This window comes from Microcoleus sp. A2-C3 (assembly GCF_036706065.1).
GTDB lineage: Bacteria > Cyanobacteriota > Cyanobacteriia > Cyanobacteriales > Microcoleaceae > Microcoleus.
This window is the reverse complement of the sequence record NZ_JAUBVX010000004.1, coordinates 150,014-174,774: the sequence shown is the minus strand read 5'-3', so window position 1 is coordinate 174,774 and position 24,761 is coordinate 150,014. Positions and strand designations below refer to the sequence as shown.

Sequence of the window (24,761 nt, the reverse complement as noted above, 5' to 3'; positions counted from 1 at the left end):
AATCTCACATCGACTGACTTCTTTGCCGTTGAGCTTCATACAAGATTAGGGCAGAGGCGATCGACACATTTAATGATTCTACACTGCGACTGAGGGGGATTTGGATTTGTCGATCGGCCAAACTTCTCAATTCTGGCGACAATCCAGAACCTTCGTTACCCAAAACTATCAGAGTTGGCACTCGCAAATCTACTTCCCAATAAGTTAAACTGGCGTCGGCGACGGTTGCTAATATTTGCATTCCCCGATTTTTGTACCTGGAGACTTCGGCGGTTAAATCTGGAGTGACAGCTATGGGCAGTTTAAACCAAGCTCCTGCTGAGGCGCGCAGCACCTTTGGATGGTCTAAATCTGCGCTGTCTGCGCTCAGCAGTAAACCGTCGGCATTAGCAGCCGCAGCCGTACGGACGATCGCCCCTAAGTTGCCGGGATCTTGGATGGTTTCGAGGGCTATTCCTAAATTTGAGATTTCTGCGGGCGCGGTGGCGGTGCGGGGTGCGGTGGCGATAATGCCGTCTGGTTGAACTGTGGTGGCGATCGACTCTAAGACTTTTGCACTTACTAATTCTGTGCGATCGGCTAAACTAAGAATTTGATCCCACAGTTTTTCGTGCTGATCCAGCCATTCGGGAGTACAGCAAACTGTTTCTAACGGGTACTTTGCCGCGCAAGCTTCTTCGAGCAAATGCGTCCCTTCTAGTAAAAATAATTGTTGTTCCCTGCGTCCCTTCGAGCTGTGCAGCCTGCGGACTTCTTTAACTAGGGGATTTTGAATACTTGTAATCATTGTTTAATTCAGCAGAGCGAATGGGGTTAATTGCCTGTATCGGGTTAACCCCAAACTTTTTTCTGCCTTGGGAATGCGGAACCCGGGACTTGAACCCGGAAGGCTTGCACCACATGAACCTGAATCATGCGCGTCTACCAATTCCGCCAGTTCCGCATTGGTCACGAATCACTACTGTCCCATATCTTCGGGAATCTGTCAAGTGTTTTTTGCAATTAAATTTTAATTCGGGGATGCGATTAATTTAAATGCCCCATGCCCATTATGTTAAAATTGTCTTGGCAGATAGTTCTCACCTCGGCTACCTATGTGTCAGCCATTAACCCTCGATCCTCAAGAAAGAGCGACAATCTAACAGCGACGCACCAGGCTATTCAATAACTACAAAATTTAGTAATCTTGTAGGGTACGTCAGCAAAGTGTTAGTTTATTAATCGAGAAACTACGACCTGACGCACCCTACAGGATTACTAAATTTAATCAGGCAAATCGGGGAAAACCTCGCGCACCGCCGGATGCACCAATCGGTGATTCTGCACGTTCAATCCCTTCGCTAAACTCGGATTAATTTCTAAAGCTTTAATCCCGTTATTTGCCAACTGCAAAACATAAGGCAAAGTGCTGTTATTCAAAGCTTGAGTTGCAGTCCAAGGCACGGCACCGGGCATATTTGGTACACCGTAATGCACAACTCCTTCCTCAACATAAGTAGGATTTGTGTGAGAAGTTACTCGCAAAGTTTCCACGCAGCCGCCTTGGTCAACGGCTACGTCAACAATCACAGAACCGGGGTGCATCTTGGCAACAAATTCGCGAGAAACCAACACCGGAGCTTTTTTGCCCAACACCAAAACTGCACCGATTAATAAATCAGCATCGGGGATAACTGCTTCAATTTGCAAAGGACTGCTGTAGAGGTATTCTACTCTGGAACCGAACAGAGTTTCTAGATAAGCGAGTCGATCGACATTTACATCTAAAATCTGGACTCTAGCGCCCATTCCGACAGCAATACGGGCTGCTTCTGTGCCAACGATTCCGCCGCCCAAAATCACAACTTTGCCCGGTCTTACCCCCGCTACGCCGCCCAAAAGTACGCCTCTGCCGCCTTGCTGCCGTTCCAGAAACCGAGCACCGAACTGCATGGCCAAACGCCCTGCAATAATGCTCATCGGCGTTAGCAGCGGCAATTTCCTGTCGGGGAGTTCGACGGTTTCGTAGGCGATGGCCTGGACTCCGCTGCTGATTAAGTGCTCGGTTAATGTACGATCGGCTGCTAAGTGCAAATATGTAAACAGCAACTGCTCTTTTTCAATCAGCGGATACTCAGCGGGCAGCGGTTCTTTAACTTTAACAATTAGTTGCCGATTCCAGACATCTGAAGCCTTGGAGACAATCTTCGCCCCGGCTTGAACGTAGTCCTCGTCGGTAAAACCTGCCCCAGCACCAGCATTCGTTTCCACAAAAACTGTGTGGCCTTTGTCCGAACAAGCCCGGACACTGGTGGGGCTGAGCCCGACTCGAAACTCCAAATCCTTGATTTCCTTGGGGACGCCTATTTCCATACGTGATACTCTAAATCTCAGGCTTATGTCGATCGAATTTAACCTAAAAACCAGCCCCACCGGGACAATACTCTTGGAGATTTTAGATTTGGGAATCGGGCGGGGCTAGGAGAATATTTGTTTGATTTTCATCCAGTGCGATCGCAATTTCCAAAATTTATCATTTTCCATAAAGTCGATCGCGCTTTTAGCCTGTTCCAACTTTAACTCAAGCTGCTGCATCTGAAGCTGCGAGTTTTCTAATTCCGACTTAGCCTCCTGCAACTGAATTCGCACCTCCTTTTCCCCAGTGTTTTTCTTGAGCGCAATATCGTGATAACCTAGACCATGAAGCGCCAGAAATACTATTTCCCAGTTATTTGCAATACAAAATTCATTGACTGCTTTCGCCACACCGTAAGGCATCACCTCGCATACCGACCAATTCGTATAATCGTTAAAAATCATCATTCCGTCGGGCTTGACTTTAGGATAACCTTGCTGAATATCTTTACATACACCTTCATAAGCGTGGTCGGCATCGATATATATCCAGTCGAAATATTCGTCAGGAAAGCTGCTTAAAATTGTCGAAGAATCGCCTTCGTGAAGCTCTACCGTTCCATTGGCTATCCCTTCTTGCAATATCGTTTTTTCTTTTTGGCTGATTTCTGTTTTGAATAAATCAAAGTTATAATCGAGCAAATGCAGCTTTTTGGGCTTTGTAATAGAAAGTATTGCCTCGGCAAATTGACCGTATTGAGTGCCAACCTCAGCAACCACAGCATTTTTAGGTAAATATTCCAACATTTTGAAACGGTTATTAACCACGCGGCAATTTTTGACATGACAATTGTCAAGAATTGGGGAAACAAGCACCAATGGATTGTCATTAAAATTATTCCATTTCTCGTTATCCCAGTCTTTAGTCGATTCTAAGAAATTTTGTTTGTATTTGATAAAGTCTAACATATTATTCAGAGGGTAAGTGAGCTCAAAGCATGGAGAAACTCGATAAAAACCCCTTTTTAGTCAGGACTTCAGTTTTTTCTTTCCCAAGCCGTTTGCAGTCAGGACTTCATTCTTTTCTTTCCCCGTCAGCGGCAAGGACTAAAGTCCCTACTACAAAATTTTGACACTTTGGCAAATAAGTTTGCCAAAAAAAGGGTAAAAATCTCAACAAACAACCTGTAACAGTATAAAGTAGATTGTGCTTCTATAGATTTGCTTAGAAAAAAAATAACTTATAGAGAGTCTGCTGTCAATATATTTGATCGATCGCCTATAATTTAACAGGCTTGCACTCAGCGCGTCTCAAAAACAAATGCCCCGCATACCAACCCTAACATTCGATCGCGGAACGCTCCTGTTGCACCCGCCGCCCAAAGGCAGAGACTGGGCGGACTTTGCTACGTGGGACGATCGCGTGGAAAAATTCCGCATTCGGGCCATTCACTACCGCCCGCTGGTAGAATCGCTCCAAGCCGAGTGTACTAACTTCACCGACGAAGCCAGGGGATACGAACTACTTGAACTCGTGCCCAGCCTTGAAATGCAGCCTTACCAGCATCAACAAGAAGCCCTCGCAGCTTGGCAGGAAGCGGGAAGCCAAGGAGTAGTCGTCCTCCCCACCGCTTCCGGCAAAACTTATCTGGCACAATTAGCCATGCAAGTCACAGGTCGCAGTACACTAATTGTAGTACCGACTCTCGATTTAATGCACCAGTGGTACGCTAATTTAAAAGCAGCTTTTCCCGACATCGAAATTGGATTGTTGGGCGGAGGTTCGCGGGACAAAACGCCAATTTTAGTCGCAACTTACGACAGCGCCAGCATTCATGCCGAAACCTTGGGCAATAAATACGGCTTGTTGGTGTTTGACGAATGCCACCATTTACCAACGGACTTTTATCGGGTAATATCCGAATATGCGATCGCGCCTTTTCGACTCGGATTAACAGCAACACCCGATCGCACCGACGGCCGCCACAGCGACTTACATTTCCTCGTCGGCCCGACAGTATATAGCAAAAAACCAGAAGATTTAGCAGGCGACGCATTAGCCGACCATAAAATAGTTCAAATCATGGTCAAACTGTCAAAAGAAGAAACCGATCGCTATGCCGAATCCATGAACATTCGCAACGACTTCTTAAAACAGTCTAACATCAAAATATCCAGCCTCGAAGGTTGGAAACAGTTTATCATGGCCAGCGCGCGATCGCCATTAGGAAGACGCGCCATGATTGCCCACCGCCAAGCCAAAGAAATCGCTCTTTGTACCGAAGGCAAACTGAGAATCCTAGCTCAAATATTAGCCGAACACTCTCCCCAGCGTACCTTAATCTTCACCGGAGACAACGCCACAGTCTACCGAATTTCCCAAGAATTTCTCATCCCCACAATCACCCACCAAACCCCAGTCAAAGAAAGACACGAAATCCTCGATAGATTTCGCAGCGGCGAATACAAAACCCTCGTCGCTTCCCACGTCCTCAACGAAGGAGTTGACGTACCAGACGCGAGAATTGCGATCATATTATCAGGTACGGGAAGCGAACGCGAATACATCCAGAGATTAGGTCGAGTTCTCCGCAAAAGCAGCGATGCAAATAAGTTAGCAATTCTCTACGAAGTCGTCACCGAAGACACCAGTGAAGAAAGAACATCGCAGCGTCGCCGAGGCGGAATGCAAGTTCAAAAAGCCCAACCAAAAACACAAATAGAACCGCCGCCCACAGCATATCCGAAACTAGAAACTGTCAAACCAACACCAATTTACGGAGTCAACCGAGAAACCACAAAAAAAGCCGCAGAATCACCCGCAAAATGGGGAGATGATGATGACATTCCCTGGTAACAAGCTTAAAGAAGTTAGTTGTGGGATGGCAGTTTTAAGGAAAGGATTGCTATATAATTAAATCACTTCTAGGTTTCTTTAAAATTTTAAATCAATTTACAAAGTCAACCTAGAGGCGACAAAAAAATCAGCAGAACCAGCAAGAAAATAGGTCAAAACTGATGACCAAAATAAATATTGAATATAGCCAATTTAGTGTATGATCTCATAATCAATTAATTTAGATTACCTACAAATGAGCGATACCAGACAAATAAGAAACTTTAAAGTCTTTCCAAAACATACTGGAATTTGGGAGGGAAGCTGGACAATACTAGATGCTGACTGCAAAGAAATGCAGAAGTTTACAGCAGTGTTAACCCAGGAAATTGTTGACAACCAGTGGAGGCAAACTAACGTTCAAACCTATGCCAATGGCAAGACTGAAACCCAAATTTTTGTGGGTCATGTTGTCGGTGAAGGACAAGTGGAAATTGAAAGTCCTGATTCTATATTTTCTAACTACAAGACACTAGCGACAGAAGTTGGAGATCATCTGATAGTTTTTCAAATATGGGATAAAGCAACTAACATTCTCAGAGCCGTTGAAACAATCAATCTCGTCACTGACAATCGGCGAATTCGGACTACCCAAAGCTTGACAGAAGAGGGAAAACTTAGGGGAGTTATGGTGATTGTAGAACAAAAAATTGAGTAAAAGTTTTTACTGCTTATGTTACCAACCGACTTACTAAGTCACCGCCAAAACGGCGAATCAATCATTCCTCTCCGCCTAAAGATAGATGCAAAAAACTTAGAAGCAGCTAAGGAAACGATCGACTGTTTCCAAGAGGCGATCGGCAAAACCCAAGGCGAACTCGACGGACGCTTGCTAGAATTAGAAGGCGACAGCCCCGACTATCGGCTGAAACGGGGATTAGCGCACCTCCTCAAAGGCGGTTTCAGCACCTTGGAAGTCATCAGCCCCCTAGAACCCTCGGACTTGAGACAGCGAGTATTTGCCTTGTCCGCGCGATCGACTCCCAGCCCGCAATCCACCCAATTAACCCTCGAAACAGTAGCCACAGAGCTCAGCCAAGACTTAAACAGAGAAGTTGTTACCGAGGAAATCAAAACAGGTTTATACGCCGATTTAAACGAAAACAAAATCCTCACCCAATTTGACGCACCAACACCCGAAAAATTGCTTCACAGATACAATCTTTCTCAAGTTCAAGGCATATTTTACCGAGCGAGTCAAGTCCAATTGACCGCCCACCGCAACGATCCAGGAGAATACAAACTCTTATTTCGCTATCTGAAACTATTTCAATTAATGACTTATATTGAAGGCGATGCAGACCACGGTTTTACACTGACAATAGACGGCCCTACAAGCTTGTTCAAACCCAGCACCCGCTACGGCTTAGCCCTCGCAAAAATGCTGCCCGCACTGCTGCACGTCACCAAGTGGAGTATGCACTCAACCCTGCAAACCAAAGATCCTTTTAGCGGGGTTGTAAAAATAGGTAAATTCACCCTAAATTCCGACTGCGGTTTAGTCAGCCACTATCCCCCCGGCAAACCCTATGATAGTATGCTAGAAGCAGCATTTGCTAGTAGGTGGGATAGCTTAAAAAGCGAGTGGAAACTCGAACGAGAAGTTGATTTGATCCCAATTCCAGGAAGCGTGATGATTCCCGACTTTCGGTTAGTACATCCCGACGGGCGAGTGTTTATCTTAGAAATAGTCGGCTATTGGCGGCCGGAGTATTTACAAAAGAAATTTGCACAAGTACATAAATCTGGATGTGATAACTTGATTTTAGCTATTTCCGAACGGCTGAATTTAGAAAAAGCTGGGGTAAATATCAAAGATGTTCCTGCAAAAATAGTCTGGTTTAAAGATAAATTGCAGCCTAAATCAGTCCTAGAAGTCCTCGAATAGTATGCCATCATTCCATCAATTGCAAACTTCTTTCTTCCTCTCTTCCTCTCTTCCTCTGTGAACTCTGCGCCCTCTGCGGTTCAAAAAACCTCTTCTATCAATTAAATTATCCTAAAAAGACGATCGCACATTCCAAACTCCAGTAAAATACAAATATCCCCAAATCCATACCACCGCCTACCCTCACCCACAACCCATCGAACAATGGCAGACACAAGTATTGTCGAAAAAATCAAAAAGCTGCTAGCCCTCGCCACCTCATCCAATGAAAACGAATCGACGGCGGCGGCCGAAAAAGCTTCGGTTTTACTGGCGCAGTACAATCTGGGCCTCGCCGATTTAGGCCCGAATCACCAAGAAGAGATTGATGAAAGCGGAGTCGAAACAACATCCAAATTTGTCACTTGGAAAATGATGCTGCTGTCGGGAATTGCCGAAGCTAACGGTTGTACTGGTATGCGGAACACTTATACTGGTAGTATGTTTTTGGTGGGAAGCTCTACAAATCTGATTGTTTGCAAGCACCTTTACGAGTATTTGAGTTCTGCGATCGAGAAAAGGGCGAAATACCGCAAGGGAAATGGCCGGGGATTGGCGTATCTGAATGCTTTTCGGGTGGGATGCGCCACAAGGCTGAGACAGCGATTGCTGGAACAAAAGCGGGAGATGGAGGAGTCGGGGATTCCGGGTTCGGCTGATACGGGGGCTACTCCTGCTATTGTAGTGCGATCGATGTTTGAGAAGAATCAACTGGCGATCGCCGATTATTTAAAAGGCCGAGGGGTTAAAGTTAAAACTAGAACAGATTCTCAAGTCAGCAGTGAGGCTGGCTTTAATTCTGGGTATGAAGTGGGCGACAAAATTAGTTTGCAAAAGCAAGTGCAGCCGGAAGGGGAACAAAAACAGCTTAATGAATGTGTTTGAGTAGGGCGTGCGATCGTGAAAATCAGCTTCCTAGGTTAGAATTAAAAACAGAAACTAACAGAAGAGAGCCATGTCAGACCAAGATATCGCTAATATAATTACGATCGAACCCGGTAAACGAGGTGGTAAACCGTGTATTCGAGGCATGAGAATTACAGTCTATGACGTGCTGGAATATCTTGCTTCTGGGATGACTTATCAAGAAATTCTAGATGATTTTCCCTATCTCACCCAACAGGATATTTTAGCTTGCTTGAGTTTCGCCGCTAAACGCGAACAGTTTATGTTAGTCGTTGGGTCATGAGACTACTTTTGTTTGACCAAAATCTCTCTCCTCGTCTTGTCGATCGCCTCGCAGATATCTACCCTGGTTCAGTTCATGTTGATGGGATTGGATTAGCTACTATACCAGATCGCGAGGTTTGGGATTATGCTCGTCAGCATGACTATATTATTGTTACCAAGGATGCGGATTTTAGTGAATTGAGTCTATTGTTGGGATTTCCCCCAAAGGTAATTTGGATACGTCGCGGAAATTGTTCAACAGGGGATATAGAGAGAATGCTAAGAGAAAACTATGGTGCGATCGCAACTTTAAGTGAGACTCCTAATACGGCAATTATCACTTTGTTTTAATGGAAGTGAAAAAGCGTTGCTCATCGAGCGCTTACCACAGATACGTTACACATTTTAGATACCGATACCTCATAGGTTATGTTTGCTCAGTAATTGTTCCTTCAGTTCCTGACAGTGTTTGGCTAGCGGGATGTCTAATTCTGTAGCGATGGATAAAGCGCGATCGCAATACTCAAGAGTTAGAAGGCTATTCCCTAATTTTTGATAAATGCCAGCTAAGTTCCTGAAAGCGTAAGCTTCCAGAGACCGATCGCGGATTTTTCGAGAGATTTTCAATGCTCTGCAAAAGTAGAGTTCAGCTTTAGAATATTGCTCAAGTTGGAATAAACCACATCCCAAATTGCACAAAGCGGTTGCTTGTCCTCTCAAGTCGCCTATTTCCTCTGCAATTACTAAATGCTGCTGATGATATTCAATGGCTTGGTCATATTCACCTTGACAACCGTAAGCAATTCCTTGACCGCCAAAGGCATTACCTTCTCCTTTTCTGTCACCAATTCGTTTTGCGAGCGTCAACTGCTGCCGACGATAATCAATTGATTGAGCATAGTTTCCTTGAGAGAAGGAGACATTACTCAAGGCTTCCAGTGCATTCGCTTTCCCATGAAGGTCGCCAATTTCTTCTGTGATTGTTAAATGTTGCTCATGGTATTCTAATGCTTTAAAGAAGTCTCCACGGTCATAATAAATATTACCCATATTTCCCAGAGCTGTACCTTCCAGTTGTCTGTATCCAATCTTTCGTGCAATTTTTAGACTTTCTTTCAAGTGGTCAGTTGCTTCAAAATATTTACCGAGAACCTTATAAATATTAGCCAAGGCTATTAGGGTTGCAGCTTGTCCATGACTGTCGGGAATATCCTCCGAAATTTCTAAACTTTCTTGTAGATATTTAATCGCTTCATCATACTCGTAAATATCTTTGTATACAAGCCCTAAATTCCTCAAACACGCTGCTTCTCCTGGCCCGTCTCCGATTTCTTTTACAATTTCTAAAGATTGCTGTAAGCAATTGATAGCTTCGTTGTAATTGCTCATACCTTTATAAGCCAGGGCTATATTTGCCAAAGCCCATGCCTCACCTTTAGAATCTCTGGTGTTTGGTGCTAGTCTCAAACGCTGTTGATAATATTCAATTGCTTTCTCATATTCGCCAATCCCAAGGTAAGAATTGCCTAATCCTGTTAAAATAATATTAATGGAGCTACCTAATTCAAGCCAATTAGAATCCCACATCAAATTAGGATTGTTAATTTTTTTTAGAAGCGTATCGTATATATCCGCTTGTTCCTGATAGTACCCCCAAGTATTCAAATGATTATGTAATTGTTCTTTAGTAGGAGTATTGAGGCGAGTCAAAAGGATTACCCAAGCTCTTTCCCAGTCTTCCACTTCGCAGAGATGGTGAAATGCTTCCAAGTATCCCCGAACTTTCTCAAGATTGGAAGCATCCCGCTTCGGTTTGTACTTCGTCAGCCAATTTTTAACTGCTCTGTACTGAGCGCGTTTACAAGGGGGAAGTTCCCTAAACTCCGGTGCTGCTAGATCAATTCCCAGATTAGCCAGCACCAAATCTCCCGGTGGCGTGATGTCAACTTCCAAACCATTTTGACTTTTTAAATCAAATTCAGCAAAATAACTCTTCATATTGTCCACTACCTCACTGTCAAATTTTTCAAATGCTCTAATGCTACACTGCGAATTAAATTGTGCTGCCGCAAGTGTATCTCATCGTCAATTAATTCATCTTCTACCAGAAAGCGATCGCGCAACGCATCCAACGCCAACTCTTGCTTCTCCTCATCACAATCCCAATCCTCCAAATGACTCAGCCAAAACTCCTCCGGTACTGCACAGCGATACACCGAAGCTTCGCAAAGCAATCGATAGGAATTCAGCACATCATTTTTCAATCTCTCAAACGTCTTTTCCAGCCGCAATCGCACATTTTTTCGCAGTCCGCGAGTAGATCGATCGAGTCGCCAATTGTCATCTGCTGATGCCGTTATTCCTTTGGTTTTAGCTTCCTCAATTGCCTTCTCCACTTCTTCAATTTCATGCCCGTATTTCTTCCAATAACCCGCCACGTTGCCATCAAAAGGCTTACTGCCAATTTCCCCAGCAATCACCCGCAAAGCCAATGGATGCCCTTCATAAGCAGCCCCGATTCGTTCTAAATAGGGTCTGTTTGGTGAATCTATTTCAACCTCTAGTCCAGTTTTATCGAACAAGTCTAACTGTTCTGATGCTGTCAGTCCCCTCAATTCTTGACAATACCAGAAATTTTGATAACGAGGCGGAATTTGCTCTGGCAAATCCTGCGATGTTACGACGATCCGACTTTGGCAAGATTCTACTGCCAAAAAAACTTCAAAAAATTTTATCCACCAATCATCCTGAAAACCATTCCAGCCTGTTTCTTCATTTCCTTTTAAAATCAGTTCCAGAGAATCTATCACCACTAAATACCGATTTTCTCGCAATCGCTTGACCAATCGATTCAGCAACCGCTGTGTATCTTTACGGTCTTCTGGCGTAATCCGTTCTCCCCACTTTTCCAACCATCGAATCGCGACACTAGCAAAATCCGAAGCTTGTTGCTCGTTTTCAAAATTCTCCTGATGAAACTTACGACCATCGTCTTGCAACTCTACCGCTAATCTTTCAGCTAAAGCCGTTTTACCAATTCCCGGTATGCCAAGAAGAATTAACAAGCGACACGACCCCTGAACTTTCTCTGCGAGTTGAGCGATCAGGTCTTTTCGACCTACCCAGGCATCGTCACAAGCAAAAAACTCTACTCTCGAATCTGTCTGAGACAAGGGATTATTATCAACAATATCTTCCCAGTTATTCACTCCTACAGCCTCGCAAATCTCGACAAAAACCCCCTGTTGAATAGCCTCTCCCCGCCAAAACCGCTTTAAAGTTGCTTTTGAAGTTTGGGCCTTGTCGTACCAGCTAAGAGCGTCTTTGTTCCAGCCTTTCTTATTTCTTGCCATATCGACAATTTCCAGCCCAGATTCCGATGCTCTAAGAGTAGCTGCCATGCTGATTTTTTAACCTTCATTAACCATATTTAACTTATAACATCTGCCCATTTCTGGCGCGGCTCAATTTTGGCTCACTTTTGGAGACAGCGCCAGAGGTGCGTTGAAATTGAGCTGTCAAGCCTTTGCAGTTCAAGGAATATAGAGATAGGAAGCAAGCGCAGGGCGATCGCTCATTTCCCACTTAAAACAATCACTTCTTTATCAGGAGTAAGACTATGCAAGCACAAAATTTCGTTCAACTGGAACTACCAGGCGTTTTACCTAAAAAAATGGACACCCTCAAACAAATGGAAGAAGCAATCCAAGGAATGCTAAGTCCGACATGGCAAACTGTGTTGCGTCACATATCAGCACGCAGCACTAAAGAACTCATGCGACAGCACGGTAAACTGATAGCTCTCAATGATGGGGAAGCCTGGATTCAAGTTTCGTCAACACCACTTTTGCTAATGGCAATTCAAAAACTACCCGAAATTGAATCAGCCTTCAGCAAAGCCTTTGGTACTACCGTCAAAATCCGCATGGAAGTATAAGTGACATCTTACACTAGCTGCGATCGCTCCACCTACCCAAAAAGAGCGATCGCCCTCAGTCAATCAACTGGGCCTCTTCAAAAATTTGCCGAGTCGTCAACTCCAAACCAGGAAACAACTCATCCGCGATCGCCATTCTATCCGTATACACCTGACTAGAACCATCAGCGAAAAAGCTTCTAATTAAGATCAATTCGGGATCTATAACCCAAACTCGCGGAACTCCCGCCGCCAAATAATCCTGCGCCTTCTCTTCAAATTCCTTCATGGTTTGATCGGGAGAGATAATCTCGATCGCCAATTCAGGAATTGCAGGACAAGCTTCATTCCGCCGCCAACTTTTCGGCAGACGTTCATAGGAAATATACGTCAAATCAGGAACAGGTGCCCAATCTTTACCCAGACGCTTTAACAGAATTGCCCATTCTGGAAGAACTCGCCCGCGACTTTTACACCACACACCAATCAGGCGACATAAAGCAAACTGTAAAGTCGAATGAAAATATTTAGGAGACACTTTGGGGATTGCTTCACCATCTACAAACTCATAATATACATCTCCGTCGGGTAAAGCTAGAAATTCTTCTAAAGTGAGTTTGGTTCCGATGCCTACCATGACTCGTAGCCCTCTCGCTAATTAATTCAAATATCAATTATATCGTGTCCGATCGATTGACATATCTAAGATTGGTTCGTAGTGCGGACTTCAGTCCGCAATAAGAGCGGACTGAAGTCCGCACTACGAACCGTTTTTGTTACGATCGTACACCGGACACAATCTTATACAAAATTTCCCAACATTCCTCAAAAGAAAACCGGGCGGTTTCAACCGTACGTCTTACTTCGCCCAAGCCCGATGAGCCATCAAAGCCGAAAACGGCTGCACTCCCCGCAACTGATTTGACAGCGGCAAATGACCCCTCGGCGCGCTCAAATCCCAAATAAACTCTTGCGGGTAGCGCGTCCAATTATTGCCCTTCTTCCAGCCAATTAACGGCCACAATTTATCCCAATTCTTGCCCGAACTCAGCCAAATTTCCCGCTGCACCGAAAAGCCAAATTTGCCTTCGGAATGAACTTTCCACAAAGTATTCATTGTTTGCAAATCTGCCACCGGCAAACTCTCAACTTGGGTAAAATATAGCCACTTTCTCACCGAAGCTGTTCCACCTGCCAATTCACAAAGCTTCTCTAATGTCAAGCGATCGGCTTCTTGAAATTCCTGTATCGCCAATAATTGTTGCAGCGGAGTGTAGTCAATGTTAGAGTCCGATCGCAACGGCACAACTCCAGTCGGAAAATTCGCCTGCAAAAACTCCGTAGCCCTCGAAGAGTCAGCACTATAAAGAATTTGGTAAACCTTACCCATTACCGCCGTCGGTTCCTGCGACTTGCGCTCTAATAAAAATTCCATCAATACATCCCAACCGGCATCTGCTATGTGTTGTTGCAGCAGTTGCAGTTGAGCTTTTTCCGAACCAGACCTCAACTGAGAGCGTAGTTCGGCTGTATCGGCCGCCGAGTCTAAAGGAGAAGTAGAAATCGAGTCAGTCATGGGACACTATCAGCTATCAGCTATCAGCTATTAGCTGAAGCCCTGGTTTTCCCCCATTGTACAATGCTACTGACTCTGATTCACTTCTCTGTACTCCGATGCCTGGGCGCAAGGCCGACCTAATGCCGATCGCCCGTGCACTCCTCGCCAATCGCAGCGATCGCAAATAGCTTTACCATCTGATTTTTGCGATCGATGCCATGTCAAAGAGTTTCTTGCCGAACCTAATCGTCCACGATGGAAACCCATGCAGAGAAAGAAGGCGGAAAATAGTTGATGTCATATTCCGAGTCTTCCCACTCTTTCACCCACAGCGGTACAACGCCCGGGCGAGGAGTTTCTGCAAAGATCCGTTCTTTGGACTCGATCGAGTGAAATAGCTGTTTCAAAGTATCCCCCCGATCCAAAGCTTCGCTGAGGATGTCATCCAACTCAGGATCGACCCGTTTGACGCGGTTTTTGTCCTCCTCAAGCCACAAAAGCTTCAAAGACTTCAGATCCCTCGGACTGAGAATGCTCTTGTAGTAGACGCGCTTCAGGGTCGCTACGGGCTCCAATGAGCGTTCGATCCGGCGAATTTGCTGAACTCGCAGGTAGTGCCATTCCGCTAAACGCTTGCTTTCCGAAGGCGGGATGGTTCCCTTCCCCGCTGCGTGTTTGTAGTCGTATTTAATCAAACTGCAAGCCATATTGGCCAGCAGGTGAATTAACTGTTTTTCTTTTGGTGTCGCCTGACGCCGTTCCTGGGTTCTTGTCAATACGCGCTGTCTGCGGGTAGTTTCGAGAATATTTTCCATTGGGTTTTTACGAGATGAAATACGATTGTGCCAGATCCGAATCCCGAACATCAGAAGATAAGGAAGTTCATAGGCGGGGAAACTCCACCGACAGACTCGCCTTACCTGTTTATTTTCCCATTCACCGTTCTGACTTCAACCCCTCGGATTAGGTAGAATGAATATTCCGAGCGAGTTTTCACCCCCTTGAGCCAAGGCTGTTGCGACAACAACCACAACCACAACCGCTATGAGCGAACCAGTGACAGCGCCAATTATTTCCTGCCTTTACCTGTCTTTACGTCTTCTTGCTCCCCATCCTCATTCGTTCCAGTGTAGTTAAAGTCGGGACGACTCTCCCCCGCAGTCAAACTGCTCGCTGATGAAGATTGTGGGACGATCGCAGAAGCGCGGGCGCTGCCCGTATGGAAAAGGCTCATGCCACCGGTGGCAACTACCGCTAATACTAAGATGCTGTTTTTCATGTTCGATGACCCTGATTTGAGTAGATAGACACCTTTTTGGCTAACCCGATCTGTGAGAAGTGGGTTGATGCAATAGCCCACTTGTCTTCTGATAAATCTGCCTGCCATAATCAGTTCAGACAGGCACACCCGCTTGCGATCGGAAACGCCGGAAGTGACGTGTTACTAATGTCCACGATCATCCACCAACCAGATTTTTTTGGGTAGTGGGGCTAAGGCCATCAGGGCGTCGATCCATCAGGGAGTTATGCCATCAGGGTGCTCATCTATCGGGTAGTTAATTCATCAGGGCGCATCTTCTACAAATTAGCCACAGACTTAACTTTTATCGTTGAGCCAGTGGCTAGCAGCGCACTGACAGCGCTTTTAAGAATTAAACTTTTTGTGGATTCATCCCCAAAAGTTTGTCCTTAAAGATTCCCGCACGCGAAAGCTGGGGAAGTGTCAGCAGCATGGAATTTCATGCAATCTAAGTCAACAAAAAAAACGCAGATTAACGATATCTCCCACTCAAGCAGTCCTCAGCCAAACGCTGAGGTTTTTTATTGCTACTCATTGCTGAGCCTTTTTCTGCGGCATTCCGCAGCCGGAGGCAGAAGGTTGACGCCATTGCGGTTATGAGTTTCCCTGGCAACATCATACCATCGGGTGAATTTTAAAGTATTATTGTAAAAAAATATGAACTCAAGGGCGTTTTGGTGTTCTCAATCCGATCGAGCAAAAATTGATATCGTTATGTGAACGAGTGTAAAGAATCAAGTGTCGGAGTCCGATCGCCCGCGAAACCAGATTTGAGGTCAACAGTTGCAAAGATACGGTAAAGATTGAGCAACAGAAAGGTCAGTTAGTAGACAATAGAGAAAGATGCACAAAAATTTTCCATAATAGGAAGCTGGAAATAATAATTATTGCAATTTGTAACCTTTCGATCGCACAGTATAGGGGCGCAGGATCTTGATGAATTCGCAGATGACAGCATACGTCAACTCAACCAACCAATATCAAGTCGGAGGATATTTGCCTGCCGATGCGCCCACCTATGTCAGGCGATCGGCAGATAGCGAACTCTACGAAGGACTAAAAGCCGGACAATTCTGCTACGTGTTGAGTTCGCCACAAATGGGAAAGTCCAGCCTGCTAGTGCAAACTGCCAAAAGGTTGCAAGCAGAAGGTACAGCTTTTGTCGCCATCAATTTGAGAAGCATCAGCAGCCCAGAAATTTCCCTCGAAAAATGGTATGCCGCGATCGTGTACCGCATCGCCAGCAGCTTACGCCTCACAAATAGGTTTGATGCCCTCAAATGGTGGAACGATCGCGAAGTGCTATCACCCGTGCAGCGATTGGAGATATTCATCGAAAAAGTTCTGCTCAAGTCTCTGCGGCAAAATCTGGTAATTTTGATAGACGACATTGACAGCACCAGTAGCCTAAATTTCAGTACCAGCGATTTTTTCGCATTGATCCGGGGTTGTTACTCCAAGCGGGCAGAGCAACCAGAATACGATCGCCTGAATTTTGCAGTTTTCGGAGTAGCAACCCCATCACAATTGATCCGAGATCCAAGCTGCAACCCTTTTCATATTGGACGGTCAATTAATTTAAGTCGATTGCAACTGGACGAAAGTTTTCCACTAACAAAAGGATTGGCACTCAAAGCTTTTCGCCCGCAAAAAGTGCTCCAAGAAATATTAGCTTGGACGGACGGTCAACCTTTTTTGACTCAAAGACTGTGCCAATTGGTACTTGAATACGGGAATTTCATTGGCAGAAATTGCGAAGCCCAGCAGGTGGAACAACTGCTCAAACACAGAATTATTACAAATTGGGAAGAATGGGACGAACCCCAGCATTTGACAGCAATTCGCGATCGCCTTTTCCACAACCGCTGTGATCTCACCAGACTGTTAACGCTGTACCAGCAAATTTTGCAACCGCCCGATCCCAAAAAGCCGGAAGAAGCGCCGGGAGTTGCTGCCGATTATGCTCCCGAAAAAATCGAATTACAACTGTCAGGATTGGTGGTAAAAATTCAGGGTAAATTAATAGTTGCCAACCTAATTTATCAATCTGTTTTCAATCAGTTTTGGGTGGAAAAAGAACTGGGAAATCTCGCTCCGTACCGCGAAGCGCTGGCAGCATGGCTGGCTTCCGATCGCGAAGATAAATCGCAGTTGTTGACCGGGAAAAGTTTGCAGTCAGCTTTGGATTGGGCCGCAAACAAACAATTAAGCCAAGAACATTATTGGTTCTTGAATCCCGGGAATTTTCAAAATAAACCCACAGTCGCTGTCGCACAAGTTGTAAAAAGCAGTTCAGACAGTGGTGCAGAGAGTATTCTCACCCCGCCCTCAGATGCTGTTTTATCGGGCAGCAACGAACAGATATTGTATGATCACATCGTCTCCTGCGTGGAACAAGAATCACCCGCACAGGTGATCGAGCGCTTCCGCAAGCTATTTATCGACGGCATGGGCTATCCCGATCGCGAAATTGAAGCAACTTTGTATAATATCATCTCCGTCAAGCGATCGGATCGGGAGTTTAAATATATCCTCCACCGCTGCTGCTACATCCCGATCAACCGTTGGCAATTGCACTCACAGCACAAATTTGCGATCGCCAATCTAGTAGCTTTATTTAAGCAGACTTCTCCCCGATTCGGGATGGAATTTTACATAGTCAAGCGCTTGCAAGAACAAATAACATTCTTTACTCAAAGTGAAGAATTTCAGACTCTAGAGCGCTTAGTAAAAGCCGTAGAGCAAGAGCCGCAACCGCAGGAAAAAGATAGTCATGCTCCCTTGGGTGAATTAATTTGTCGGTATCCTTATTTGTACGGGCATTCTTTGCTGAGCAAAGGCAGCATTGAGGAAGACCACCAAACTATCAAAAAACTGGAATTTCAAAGACAGCGACAATTTGAAAAAAACTTGTCTCAATATTTAAATTATTTAGTTGAACCGAGAAATACAGAAATAGGAATTGTGCATTCGGCGCCAAATCCCACACTTTTGAATGATGCGGAACTGCACTTAGCTGTTAGAGAATTTGCCGGGAAAGTAGCAGGCGATCGCAGTTACAAAGAATCGGCTCAATATTTTCTGAGAGATGCTAGAAAAATTCCATCTTACGGCTCATTTAAAGTAGCATTATATGAATATTTAATCTCGTCGATCGAGCCAGAATATGGCGGGCGTCAATTTAACGAACGCTTGTACAAGTTCATCAAAAATATATTTCCCGAAAACGACTCGGCGAAATTAAATCATATATTGTTAGCTCGGACTTGCAACCAATTGTTCAATTTTTTGGTAGTGAAAAATCCTCAACATCCCAGCCACTATGTTTTTTACGACTTGGTATACAACCTCGGCCCCAGCCGGACAATGGGTTTACTGCTGAAAATATTACTGCTTTCGGGTAAAGTTAAACCTGAGTTGGAAAAGCGATTTTCTGTTTTGTTCAACCACTATGAAGGTAAAGCTTCTGATGAAATTATGTGGTTTGTCAAATCGTTGGAAAATTTAAATGTGGCTTTTGTGGTGAATTTTAGCAATACTGATTTGTCTTTGGTTAAAGAGCATCTTATTTTGAATTGAAAAATCAGCACAGCGATACAGAAGTATAGTTGTAGGGTGCGTCTGTTTTCAGGTTACTATCAAAAACTAGGGTTTTCCAGACTGACGCACCCTACTAATTGTGCTTATTTTGAATTAGAAAACAATGAGAGCGATACAGAAGTATAGTAGTATTCAGTCAAAAACAATATGATCAGCTATCTCAAAGGGACAGTCGCCGATATCAGCAAAGGCAGCAACCGCGTCATCTTGATTCTCGAAGTCAATGGAATTGGCTATGCAATCCAGATTTTGCCCCGTGTGACTGGTCAATTGCCAACATCCGGCGAAGTCGCCCAAATCTTTACTCACCAGCAAGTTAAGGAAGACCAAATCATATTGTATGGTTTTGGTAGCGCGGCAGAACGCGATTTGTTTCGGCAGTTGACGAGTGTTAGCGGTGTTGGTGCTCAATTGGCGATCGCACTTCTTGATACTCTAGGAATGCAAGACTTAGTACAGGCGATCGTCGGCGCTAACACCCGTGTCCTCGCCAAAACCCCCGGTGTGGGCGCAAAAACGGCTGAACGCCTTGTCCTCGAACTCAAAAACAAACTCTCGGAATGGAGACAGGAAGCAGGTTTGACAACTTCAATGGCCGCCGGAGTCCCCCCAGCTATTCAAGAAGAAGTGGAGATGGTCTTGCTGGCGATGGGATACACTGGGGCGGAAGTCTTGGATGCGCTGCAAAATCTCTGTCAAGACGATAGTTTGTCGGGTAAAGGTGCGGAAGATTGGATTCGTGAGGCGATCGGGCATTTAAGCCGATAATCACCTACTACATCCAGCAACCGGGAATAAACACCCAGGATGGGCGGGACATCCCACAGGAAAAAAAATTGTGGGATGTCCAGCCCGTCCTAAGTCTGTTGGCAATTCAAGTCTATGCTGCTCAAAAAAATAAACTCATCCGTGCGAAAAATTTGATCCTTCACGGTTCCCCTGTGATACTATATGGGATTGTGACAATCGTACAAAAAAGCATAAAATCAATTCATGGCTCTTACACAACAACGCAAACAAGAAATCATGGGCGATTTTCAAACCCATGAAACCGACACAGGTTCAGCAGATGTCCAAGTCGCCATGCTGAGCGATCGCATCAGCAAACTCAGCGCCCACCTGAAAATCAACCAAAAAGACTTCGCCTCCCGGCGTGGTTTGATGATGATGATCAGCCGCCGCAAGCGCTTGCTAGCATACCTGCAAAAGGAAAATGTCGATCGTTACAGAGCATTAATTGCCCGTCTAGGCATTCGCGGCTAAACAGCCAAGCGAAAATTTGCGACAATATTCAAGAATCTTGGACAATCGCCAGCAGGATTTACGCACTGATCACAAATCCGTTTCAAACCGTTGATTAACCATCAGAGTTGCGTAAACCCTCGCCAAGATTTATTGAATAATTGTTCGAGATTTCAGGTTAAACAAAAAATATGTCCTCCGAACCACCCACCCAGCGCCTACCCTTTGAACCTGCCTCAAATCGGAAAAAAATAGCTAAAAAGCCCCCAGAAACCGAAGTAAAGCCAGTCACAGAAGAACCAAAACCAGACAAGCAGCCCAAAGCCACAAAAAAAACAGGCCCGCAGGCGCAATCCATCCCAGAAGCAGTCAGCAAACGCATGATCTCCCGCATAGCGGTATTCTGTGGCGCGCCGACACTCCTGGGAATTTCCACATTTTTTGTGAGTTATTTGATAGTCAGCAAAGGCCTGTTTGACTTACCCAACACAGCAGTATTGCTGGTAAGCATGGGCTGTTTTGGTTTAGGTGTACTGGGATTAAGCTACGGAGTTCTCTCGGCTTCCTGGGATGAAGACAATTCAGGAAGCACTCTGGGGTGGGAAGAATTTAATACTAATTTTGGACGGATGCGAGAAGCGTGGCGCGCGGCTAAACCCAAAAGTTAGAAGTCATTAGTCATCAGTCATTAGTCAACATTTAATAGTTCAGTGGACAAGATTGCAAAAGTCCTTTTAATCAAATTTTCGGGCGGCGTCGAAGCCCACCCCACAAGAAAAAATGATTTTTGTGGGATGGGCTTCTAGCCCGTCCTAGATATTTTTGCAATAGTTCAGTCATGGACGTATGAAGACTAAAGAAACCGGGTTTTTCACCTAATCTCAAGGCTACAACGCAGGATTTTTGTAAAAAAACCCGGTTTCTAATTACGCTTACGTCCAAGACTATAAATAGAAGCTCGATCGCACGGCATCTATTTTTAGCACTAAATCCGTGTCATAATGCGTGTCTGAGCGCAACACAACAGAAAAAAATATGATTATTGTCATGAAAGCCGGCACTCCAGAAGCCGAGATCGATCGACTAGACGAAGAACTCCGCACCAACTGGGGTTTGACACCAGAAAAAATCGTCGGGCGTTACAAAGTCGTCATGGGTTTAGTAGGCGACACCGCCGAGCTCGAACCGATGCAACTGCGCGAAATGAGCACCTGGATTGAGGAAGTTCTGCGAGTGGAAAAACCCTACAAACGCGCTTGTCTGGAATACCGCCAAGGTGAACCGAGCTCTGTAGCGGTTGCGACTCCTTTAGGAACTGTAATGATCGGCTTAAATCACCCGATCGCCGTCGTAGCAGGCCCTTGCTCGGTCGAAAACGAAGAAATGATTGTTGAAACGGCAATGCGCGTCAAAGCTGCTGGCGCTCAATTTTTGCGCGGTGGAGCGTACAAACCGAGAACCTCTCCCTACGCTTTCCAAGGACACGGCGAGAGTGCTTTGGGGTTGCTGGCGGCGGCGCGGGAAGCTAGCGGTTTGGGAATTATTACCGAAGTTATGGATGCGGCGGACTTAAGTGCGATCGTAGAAGTAGCCGACGTGGTTCAAGTCGGAGCCCGAAATATGCAGAATTTCTCGCTATTGAAGAAAGTCGGAGCTCAAGACAAACCGATTTTGCTGAAGCGCGGCATTTCCGCAACTATTGAAGAATGGTTGATGGCTGCCGAGTATATCATGGCTGCGGGCAATCCCAACGTGATTTTGTGCGAGCGCGGAATTCGCGGCTATGACAGGCAGTATACGCGGAATACGCTAGATTTGTCGGCTGTTCCAGTGCTGCGAACCCTGACTCACTTACCAATTATGGTTGACCCCAGTCACGGGACTGGTTGGGCGCAGTTTGTACCTTCGATGGCGTTTGCGTCGATCGCCTCTGGTACAGATTCGCTGATGATAGAAGTGCACCCGAATCCGAAAAAAGCTTTGTCTGACGGGCCGCAATCTTTAACACCGGATCAGTTCGACAAGTTGATGGAAGAATTGGCTGTAATTGGCAAAGTCATGAAACGTTGGCCGCAACCTGTGCCAGTTTTGGCATAGAAATATCAATCAGTAGGCGATCGCCCAAAAAACCGTAGTATCTACAAGGTACTATGGTTTTTTTGCGTTTACCATCTACTCATTGAGTTAGCCAGCACTTTGATTTAAGATTGTTTCAATTTGACTCTGTACTTGTTCAAGTTCCCGGCGTTTTTCAGCCAGCCAAACCTTTTCGGCTTCGCATTCTGCTTGATTTTGGCGATCGCGCTTTTCTTCCTGTTCTAACAAATTCTCCCACAGCGCGATCGCTTTTGACATCGCATCGCTATTCGCGTTAGTGCGATCGTCAAATACTGCAATAATCCTTTCTTGTACCTTCTCAAAAATAGACTCTGCCGATTCGGCAAATTTCTCAAAGCCTAATTCAACGACTTTTTCCTTAATCTGATCTTTAACAGCATCGCCATCTAAAAAACTAAAGCCAAAACCGCCACCAGCGCCAGCAGCTAAGCCACCTAAAATAACTCCTATAAAACCAAGTCCTGTAAAAAATAGCAACCCAGCACCTACTAATGCACCGAGACCCAAACCAACGCCTAAACTTTCATCACTACCAATATTTGCGTTAATTGATGAAGCAATTCCACTTCCACTTGCGCCAAATCCGCCTAAGCTACGTGCTGTTGCTAAGTTATTGAATTGAGCGACAAGGCTAGTGCTGAGTTGCTGGTCAAACTGTTGAAATTCTTGCCGTATTGCATCAATATCTTCACCGATTTGGCGGTCTAGCACTCCCATATTTTGTTTTAAAATAGACTGTACTTTTTGATTGCCCCAGTCATCAATTTCTTTGGTGATGTCTCGTATAAATTGATCGGCATAATCTTTAGTCAACTTGTCTTGACTCATGATGTGTCCGTGTTCGGAAGTCCAGCGATGACTTTTTGATAGCAAACGTTCTGCCAATTCTTCCGCCCATTCATGCCAAGATTCAAGAGATTCTTCTAAAGACTGATCCCTCAATTCATTAGCTAACAATCTAATTTTAACCTCGCGACCGCTGACTTCCGCCATTTGTTCAAATATTTTCGGCTTATCTCCTTCAGAAACTGTCAATTTTCCCTCTAATATTTTCCGCCATTGATTCAATTCCTCACAACCAGTGTCAATAATTTGCTGAATTCCGGCGGCGGACTGCCGAAGTGCGATCGCCCCCCGTTCAACTGTCAGAAACTTCTCAATCGAATCTGTAAAATCCTGAAAAGATTTTAGATAACCATCATTTTCATTGCCTTCTAAAATCGCTTCCAAGGCAGATTGAGCAGAAATAAAATGAATCCGGTTTTCACCAGCAATCAAATTTTCATCCTTAACAATCTTTTCCACTCTTTTTCGTACCTGCTGGCGACTCTCTTCCCGCCGCACCAAATCGAAAAAATTAACAACCATAAAAATATTACTCGCGCCTTCGTTATCACCATAGTTTAGTTCTTTTTTCAAATACAAAAGCAGTTCCCGCTCTTTCTCGGTTAAAGCATTTTGAGCATGAGTTAAGAAAATAACGGCATCAGTTGTTTTGAGAACCTGTTGGGTGACTAATGTGCGTTCGGCTTGTTCGTTCAACCCAGGAGAATCAATAATTTCTACCCCATTGCGACACAACTCTAATTCGGGATGTTCAAAAACAATTTCGGCAATTGCCGAGGCAATTTCATCGGTATAAGAACCACAAGCTGCTTCTTCCGACATCGAAGCTTTCTCTTGATACTGTGCAGGTGAAATTTCTTCCTCACGTCCATTTTTGTAGCGACAAATAACCCGGCGCTGCGAACCATATTTCAAAATAGTCACATTACCGCTACAGGGAATATCGCGCACTGGTTGGATTTCCTCACCGAGTAAAGCATTTAGTAAGGTTGATTTGCCTTTACTAAACTCACCGACAACAGCAAGGCGAAAACATGGAGATTGCAATCTCAGAGATACTTTGGTTATTTCTTCTGCTAAAGTAGGAGATAGCACGTTGCGATCGCTTCCATTTTGCAGAGTTAAATATAGTGGGTGACAAACAGCATTCAGTTGTTGCCGATACTCCTGAAACTTTTTCAACTCCTGATAGGACGAAACTGATTTGTTTTGAGTTGTTTTGTGTTTCGGTTTTGCTGGTAAATGTCCGATAATGTGACTGGCAGCACGGACAAACATAGAATCGAGAGATTGAAATTGCGCTGGATCGAGTAACCTGTGTACTTCTGCTAAAGCTGCTGTATCTGCGATCGCCCTACTGCTAAAACTAGCCTCCAAAACAGTCAAATATCGCGCATCAACTCCGAGTCTATTAGCGGCGATCGTCAAATACTCTTTTTCTGGTTCCTCTATTGTCCCATTTGCCGCCGACATTTGATACCCAAAACTAATTAATAGCAGTTTTTCCTCCTCGGAAAAACAGGCTGTCAGCATCGGCAACGCCGGCAATTTATCGTAAATTTTATGTTCCCGCACGCCCTTAGCCATCAGCATCGCTAATTGTCGCAAACTGTTGTTAGCGGGGATAAGTTCCGTCAAAGTTGTCCGCAGGTGCTGGATTTCCTCAGCACTTACCGTACCGTCGGCATGAATGACTCCCAGCAACACCGTTATCAGCCCCGCCAGAAACAGGATCGGGGGACTAATATCCTCCCTACGAAGTCTTTGCCCTGTCAGGCGCGAAACAAGCTCAACCGTTTGCGAACTAATTAGCGAAGTGTCCATTTGCGGAGCCCACTGATAATTTTTTTTTAT

At 45.0% G+C, this 24,761-nt stretch carries 23 protein-coding genes and 1 tRNA gene; 12 read left to right on the top strand and 12 right to left on the bottom strand.

Going from position 1 to position 24,761, the window contains the following annotated elements:
• Positions 1-4 precede the first annotated feature (4 nt).
• The 4 genes from QUB66_RS04465 to QUB66_RS04450 all read right to left on the bottom strand — a co-directional run bounded on the left by QUB66_RS04465 (position 5) and on the right by QUB66_RS04450 (position 3,303).
• The gene (locus QUB66_RS04465) at positions 5-787 is read right to left on the bottom strand and encodes a TrmH family RNA methyltransferase (protein WP_265234695.1); all 783 of its coding nucleotides are present in this window, start codon (positions 785-787) and stop codon (positions 5-7) included.
• Between the two features lie 74 nt (positions 788-861).
• A tRNA-Leu gene (locus QUB66_RS04460) sits at positions 862-943 on the bottom strand.
• 320 nt (positions 944-1,263) lie between these two features.
• Entirely contained in the window at positions 1,264-2,352 is a 1,089-nt protein-coding gene (gene ald / locus QUB66_RS04455) for an alanine dehydrogenase (protein WP_332966563.1), read from the bottom strand.
• A gap of 105 nt (positions 2,353-2,457) precedes the next feature.
• Positions 2,458-3,303 carry a class I SAM-dependent methyltransferase gene (locus QUB66_RS04450; protein ID WP_332966561.1) on the bottom strand — a complete coding sequence of 282 codons (846 nt, stop codon included), beginning with the start codon at positions 3,301-3,303 and terminating at the stop codon, positions 2,458-2,460.
• A gap of 352 nt (positions 3,304-3,655) precedes the next feature.
• Between QUB66_RS04450 and QUB66_RS04445 the strand changes: the two genes are divergently transcribed.
• From QUB66_RS04445 to QUB66_RS04420, 6 genes are all read left to right on the top strand, one after another.
• Positions 3,656-5,191 (top strand): DEAD/DEAH box helicase, encoded by a 1,536-nt coding sequence (locus QUB66_RS04445; RefSeq protein ID WP_332966559.1) that lies wholly within the window; start codon positions 3,656-3,658, stop codon positions 5,189-5,191.
• 235 nt (positions 5,192-5,426) lie between these two features.
• Positions 5,427-5,888: a DUF3598 family protein gene (locus QUB66_RS04440; protein WP_332966558.1), complete on the top strand. Its 462-nt coding sequence runs from the start codon at positions 5,427-5,429 to the stop codon at positions 5,886-5,888.
• A 15-nt stretch (positions 5,889-5,903) separates the two neighbouring features.
• A complete protein-coding gene (locus QUB66_RS04435; RefSeq protein WP_332966556.1) occupies positions 5,904-7,118 on the top strand; it encodes a DUF790 family protein in 1,215 nt (404 codons plus the stop codon).
• A gap of 204 nt (positions 7,119-7,322) precedes the next feature.
• The gene (locus QUB66_RS04430; RefSeq protein ID WP_332966555.1) at positions 7,323-8,042 is read left to right on the top strand and encodes a DUF2786 domain-containing protein; all 720 of its coding nucleotides are present in this window, start codon (positions 7,323-7,325) and stop codon (positions 8,040-8,042) included.
• A gap of 70 nt (positions 8,043-8,112) precedes the next feature.
• On the top strand, positions 8,113-8,346 hold the full coding sequence (locus tag QUB66_RS04425) for a DUF433 domain-containing protein (protein ID WP_015174497.1): 234 nt from the start codon (positions 8,113-8,115) through the stop codon (positions 8,344-8,346).
• Positions 8,343-8,678, top strand: a complete 336-nt coding sequence (locus QUB66_RS04420) for a DUF5615 family PIN-like protein (protein WP_332966554.1) — start codon at positions 8,343-8,345, stop codon at positions 8,676-8,678. Before QUB66_RS04425 ends, QUB66_RS04420 begins: the two co-directional genes overlap by 4 nt.
• Before the next feature lie 69 nt (positions 8,679-8,747).
• Here the strand turns inward: QUB66_RS04420 and QUB66_RS04415 are convergent, their stop codons facing one another.
• Positions 8,748-10,325 carry a tetratricopeptide repeat protein gene (locus QUB66_RS04415; protein ID WP_332966553.1) on the bottom strand — a complete coding sequence of 526 codons (1,578 nt, stop codon included), beginning with the start codon at positions 10,323-10,325 and terminating at the stop codon, positions 8,748-8,750.
• An 8-nt stretch (positions 10,326-10,333) separates the two neighbouring features.
• Positions 10,334-11,728, bottom strand: coding sequence for an NB-ARC domain-containing protein (locus QUB66_RS04410; protein ID WP_332966552.1), 1,395 nt, complete (start codon positions 11,726-11,728; stop codon positions 10,334-10,336).
• 218 nt (positions 11,729-11,946) lie between these two features.
• Between QUB66_RS04410 and QUB66_RS04405 the strand changes: the two genes are divergently transcribed.
• On the top strand, positions 11,947-12,264 hold the full coding sequence (locus tag QUB66_RS04405) for a hypothetical protein (RefSeq protein WP_332966550.1): 318 nt from the start codon (positions 11,947-11,949) through the stop codon (positions 12,262-12,264).
• Positions 12,265-12,319: 55 nt separating this feature from the next.
• Here QUB66_RS04405 and QUB66_RS04400 read toward each other — a convergent pair whose 3' ends face one another.
• The 5 genes from QUB66_RS04400 to QUB66_RS04380 form a co-directional block, all read right to left on the bottom strand.
• Positions 12,320-12,880, bottom strand: coding sequence for a Uma2 family endonuclease (locus QUB66_RS04400; protein WP_332966548.1), 561 nt, complete (start codon positions 12,878-12,880; stop codon positions 12,320-12,322).
• Positions 12,881-13,102: 222 nt separating this feature from the next.
• A complete protein-coding gene (locus QUB66_RS04395; RefSeq protein ID WP_332966547.1) occupies positions 13,103-13,819 on the bottom strand; it encodes a GUN4 N-terminal ARM-like repeat domain-containing protein in 717 nt (238 codons plus the stop codon).
• Positions 13,820-13,885: 66 nt separating this feature from the next.
• Positions 13,886-14,026: a hypothetical protein gene (locus tag QUB66_RS04390; protein WP_332966545.1), complete on the bottom strand. Its 141-nt coding sequence runs from the start codon at positions 14,024-14,026 to the stop codon at positions 13,886-13,888.
• A 17-nt stretch (positions 14,027-14,043) separates the two neighbouring features.
• Positions 14,044-14,616, bottom strand: a complete 573-nt coding sequence (locus QUB66_RS04385) for a hypothetical protein (RefSeq protein WP_332966543.1) — start codon at positions 14,614-14,616, stop codon at positions 14,044-14,046.
• 254 nt (positions 14,617-14,870) lie between these two features.
• The gene (locus QUB66_RS04380) at positions 14,871-15,080 is read right to left on the bottom strand and encodes a hypothetical protein (RefSeq protein ID WP_332966542.1); all 210 of its coding nucleotides are present in this window, start codon (positions 15,078-15,080) and stop codon (positions 14,871-14,873) included.
• Between the two features lie 969 nt (positions 15,081-16,049).
• Here QUB66_RS04380 and QUB66_RS04375 point away from each other — a divergent pair.
• The 5 genes from QUB66_RS04375 (at position 16,050) to aroF (ending at position 22,040) form a co-directional block, all read left to right on the top strand.
• Entirely contained in the window at positions 16,050-18,680 is a 2,631-nt protein-coding gene (locus tag QUB66_RS04375; protein WP_332966541.1) for an AAA-like domain-containing protein, read from the top strand.
• Positions 18,681-18,848: 168 nt separating this feature from the next.
• The gene (ruvA, locus tag QUB66_RS04370; protein WP_332966539.1) at positions 18,849-19,469 is read left to right on the top strand and encodes a Holliday junction branch migration protein RuvA; all 621 of its coding nucleotides are present in this window, start codon (positions 18,849-18,851) and stop codon (positions 19,467-19,469) included.
• A 225-nt stretch (positions 19,470-19,694) separates the two neighbouring features.
• Positions 19,695-19,964 carry a 30S ribosomal protein S15 gene (rpsO, locus tag QUB66_RS04365; RefSeq protein WP_265234678.1) on the top strand — a complete coding sequence of 90 codons (270 nt, stop codon included), beginning with the start codon at positions 19,695-19,697 and terminating at the stop codon, positions 19,962-19,964.
• Positions 19,965-20,134: 170 nt separating this feature from the next.
• Complete coding sequence (locus QUB66_RS04360) at positions 20,135-20,611, top strand: PAM68 family protein (RefSeq protein ID WP_332966538.1); 477 nt, start codon at positions 20,135-20,137, stop codon at positions 20,609-20,611.
• A gap of 367 nt (positions 20,612-20,978) precedes the next feature.
• Complete coding sequence (gene aroF / locus QUB66_RS04355) at positions 20,979-22,040, top strand: 3-deoxy-7-phosphoheptulonate synthase (RefSeq protein ID WP_332966536.1); 1,062 nt, start codon at positions 20,979-20,981, stop codon at positions 22,038-22,040.
• 87 nt (positions 22,041-22,127) lie between these two features.
• Here aroF and QUB66_RS04350 read toward each other — a convergent pair whose 3' ends face one another.
• Positions 22,128-24,731: a dynamin family protein gene (locus QUB66_RS04350; RefSeq protein WP_332966534.1), complete on the bottom strand. Its 2,604-nt coding sequence runs from the start codon at positions 24,729-24,731 to the stop codon at positions 22,128-22,130.
• Between the last annotated feature and the right edge of the window lie 30 nt (positions 24,732-24,761).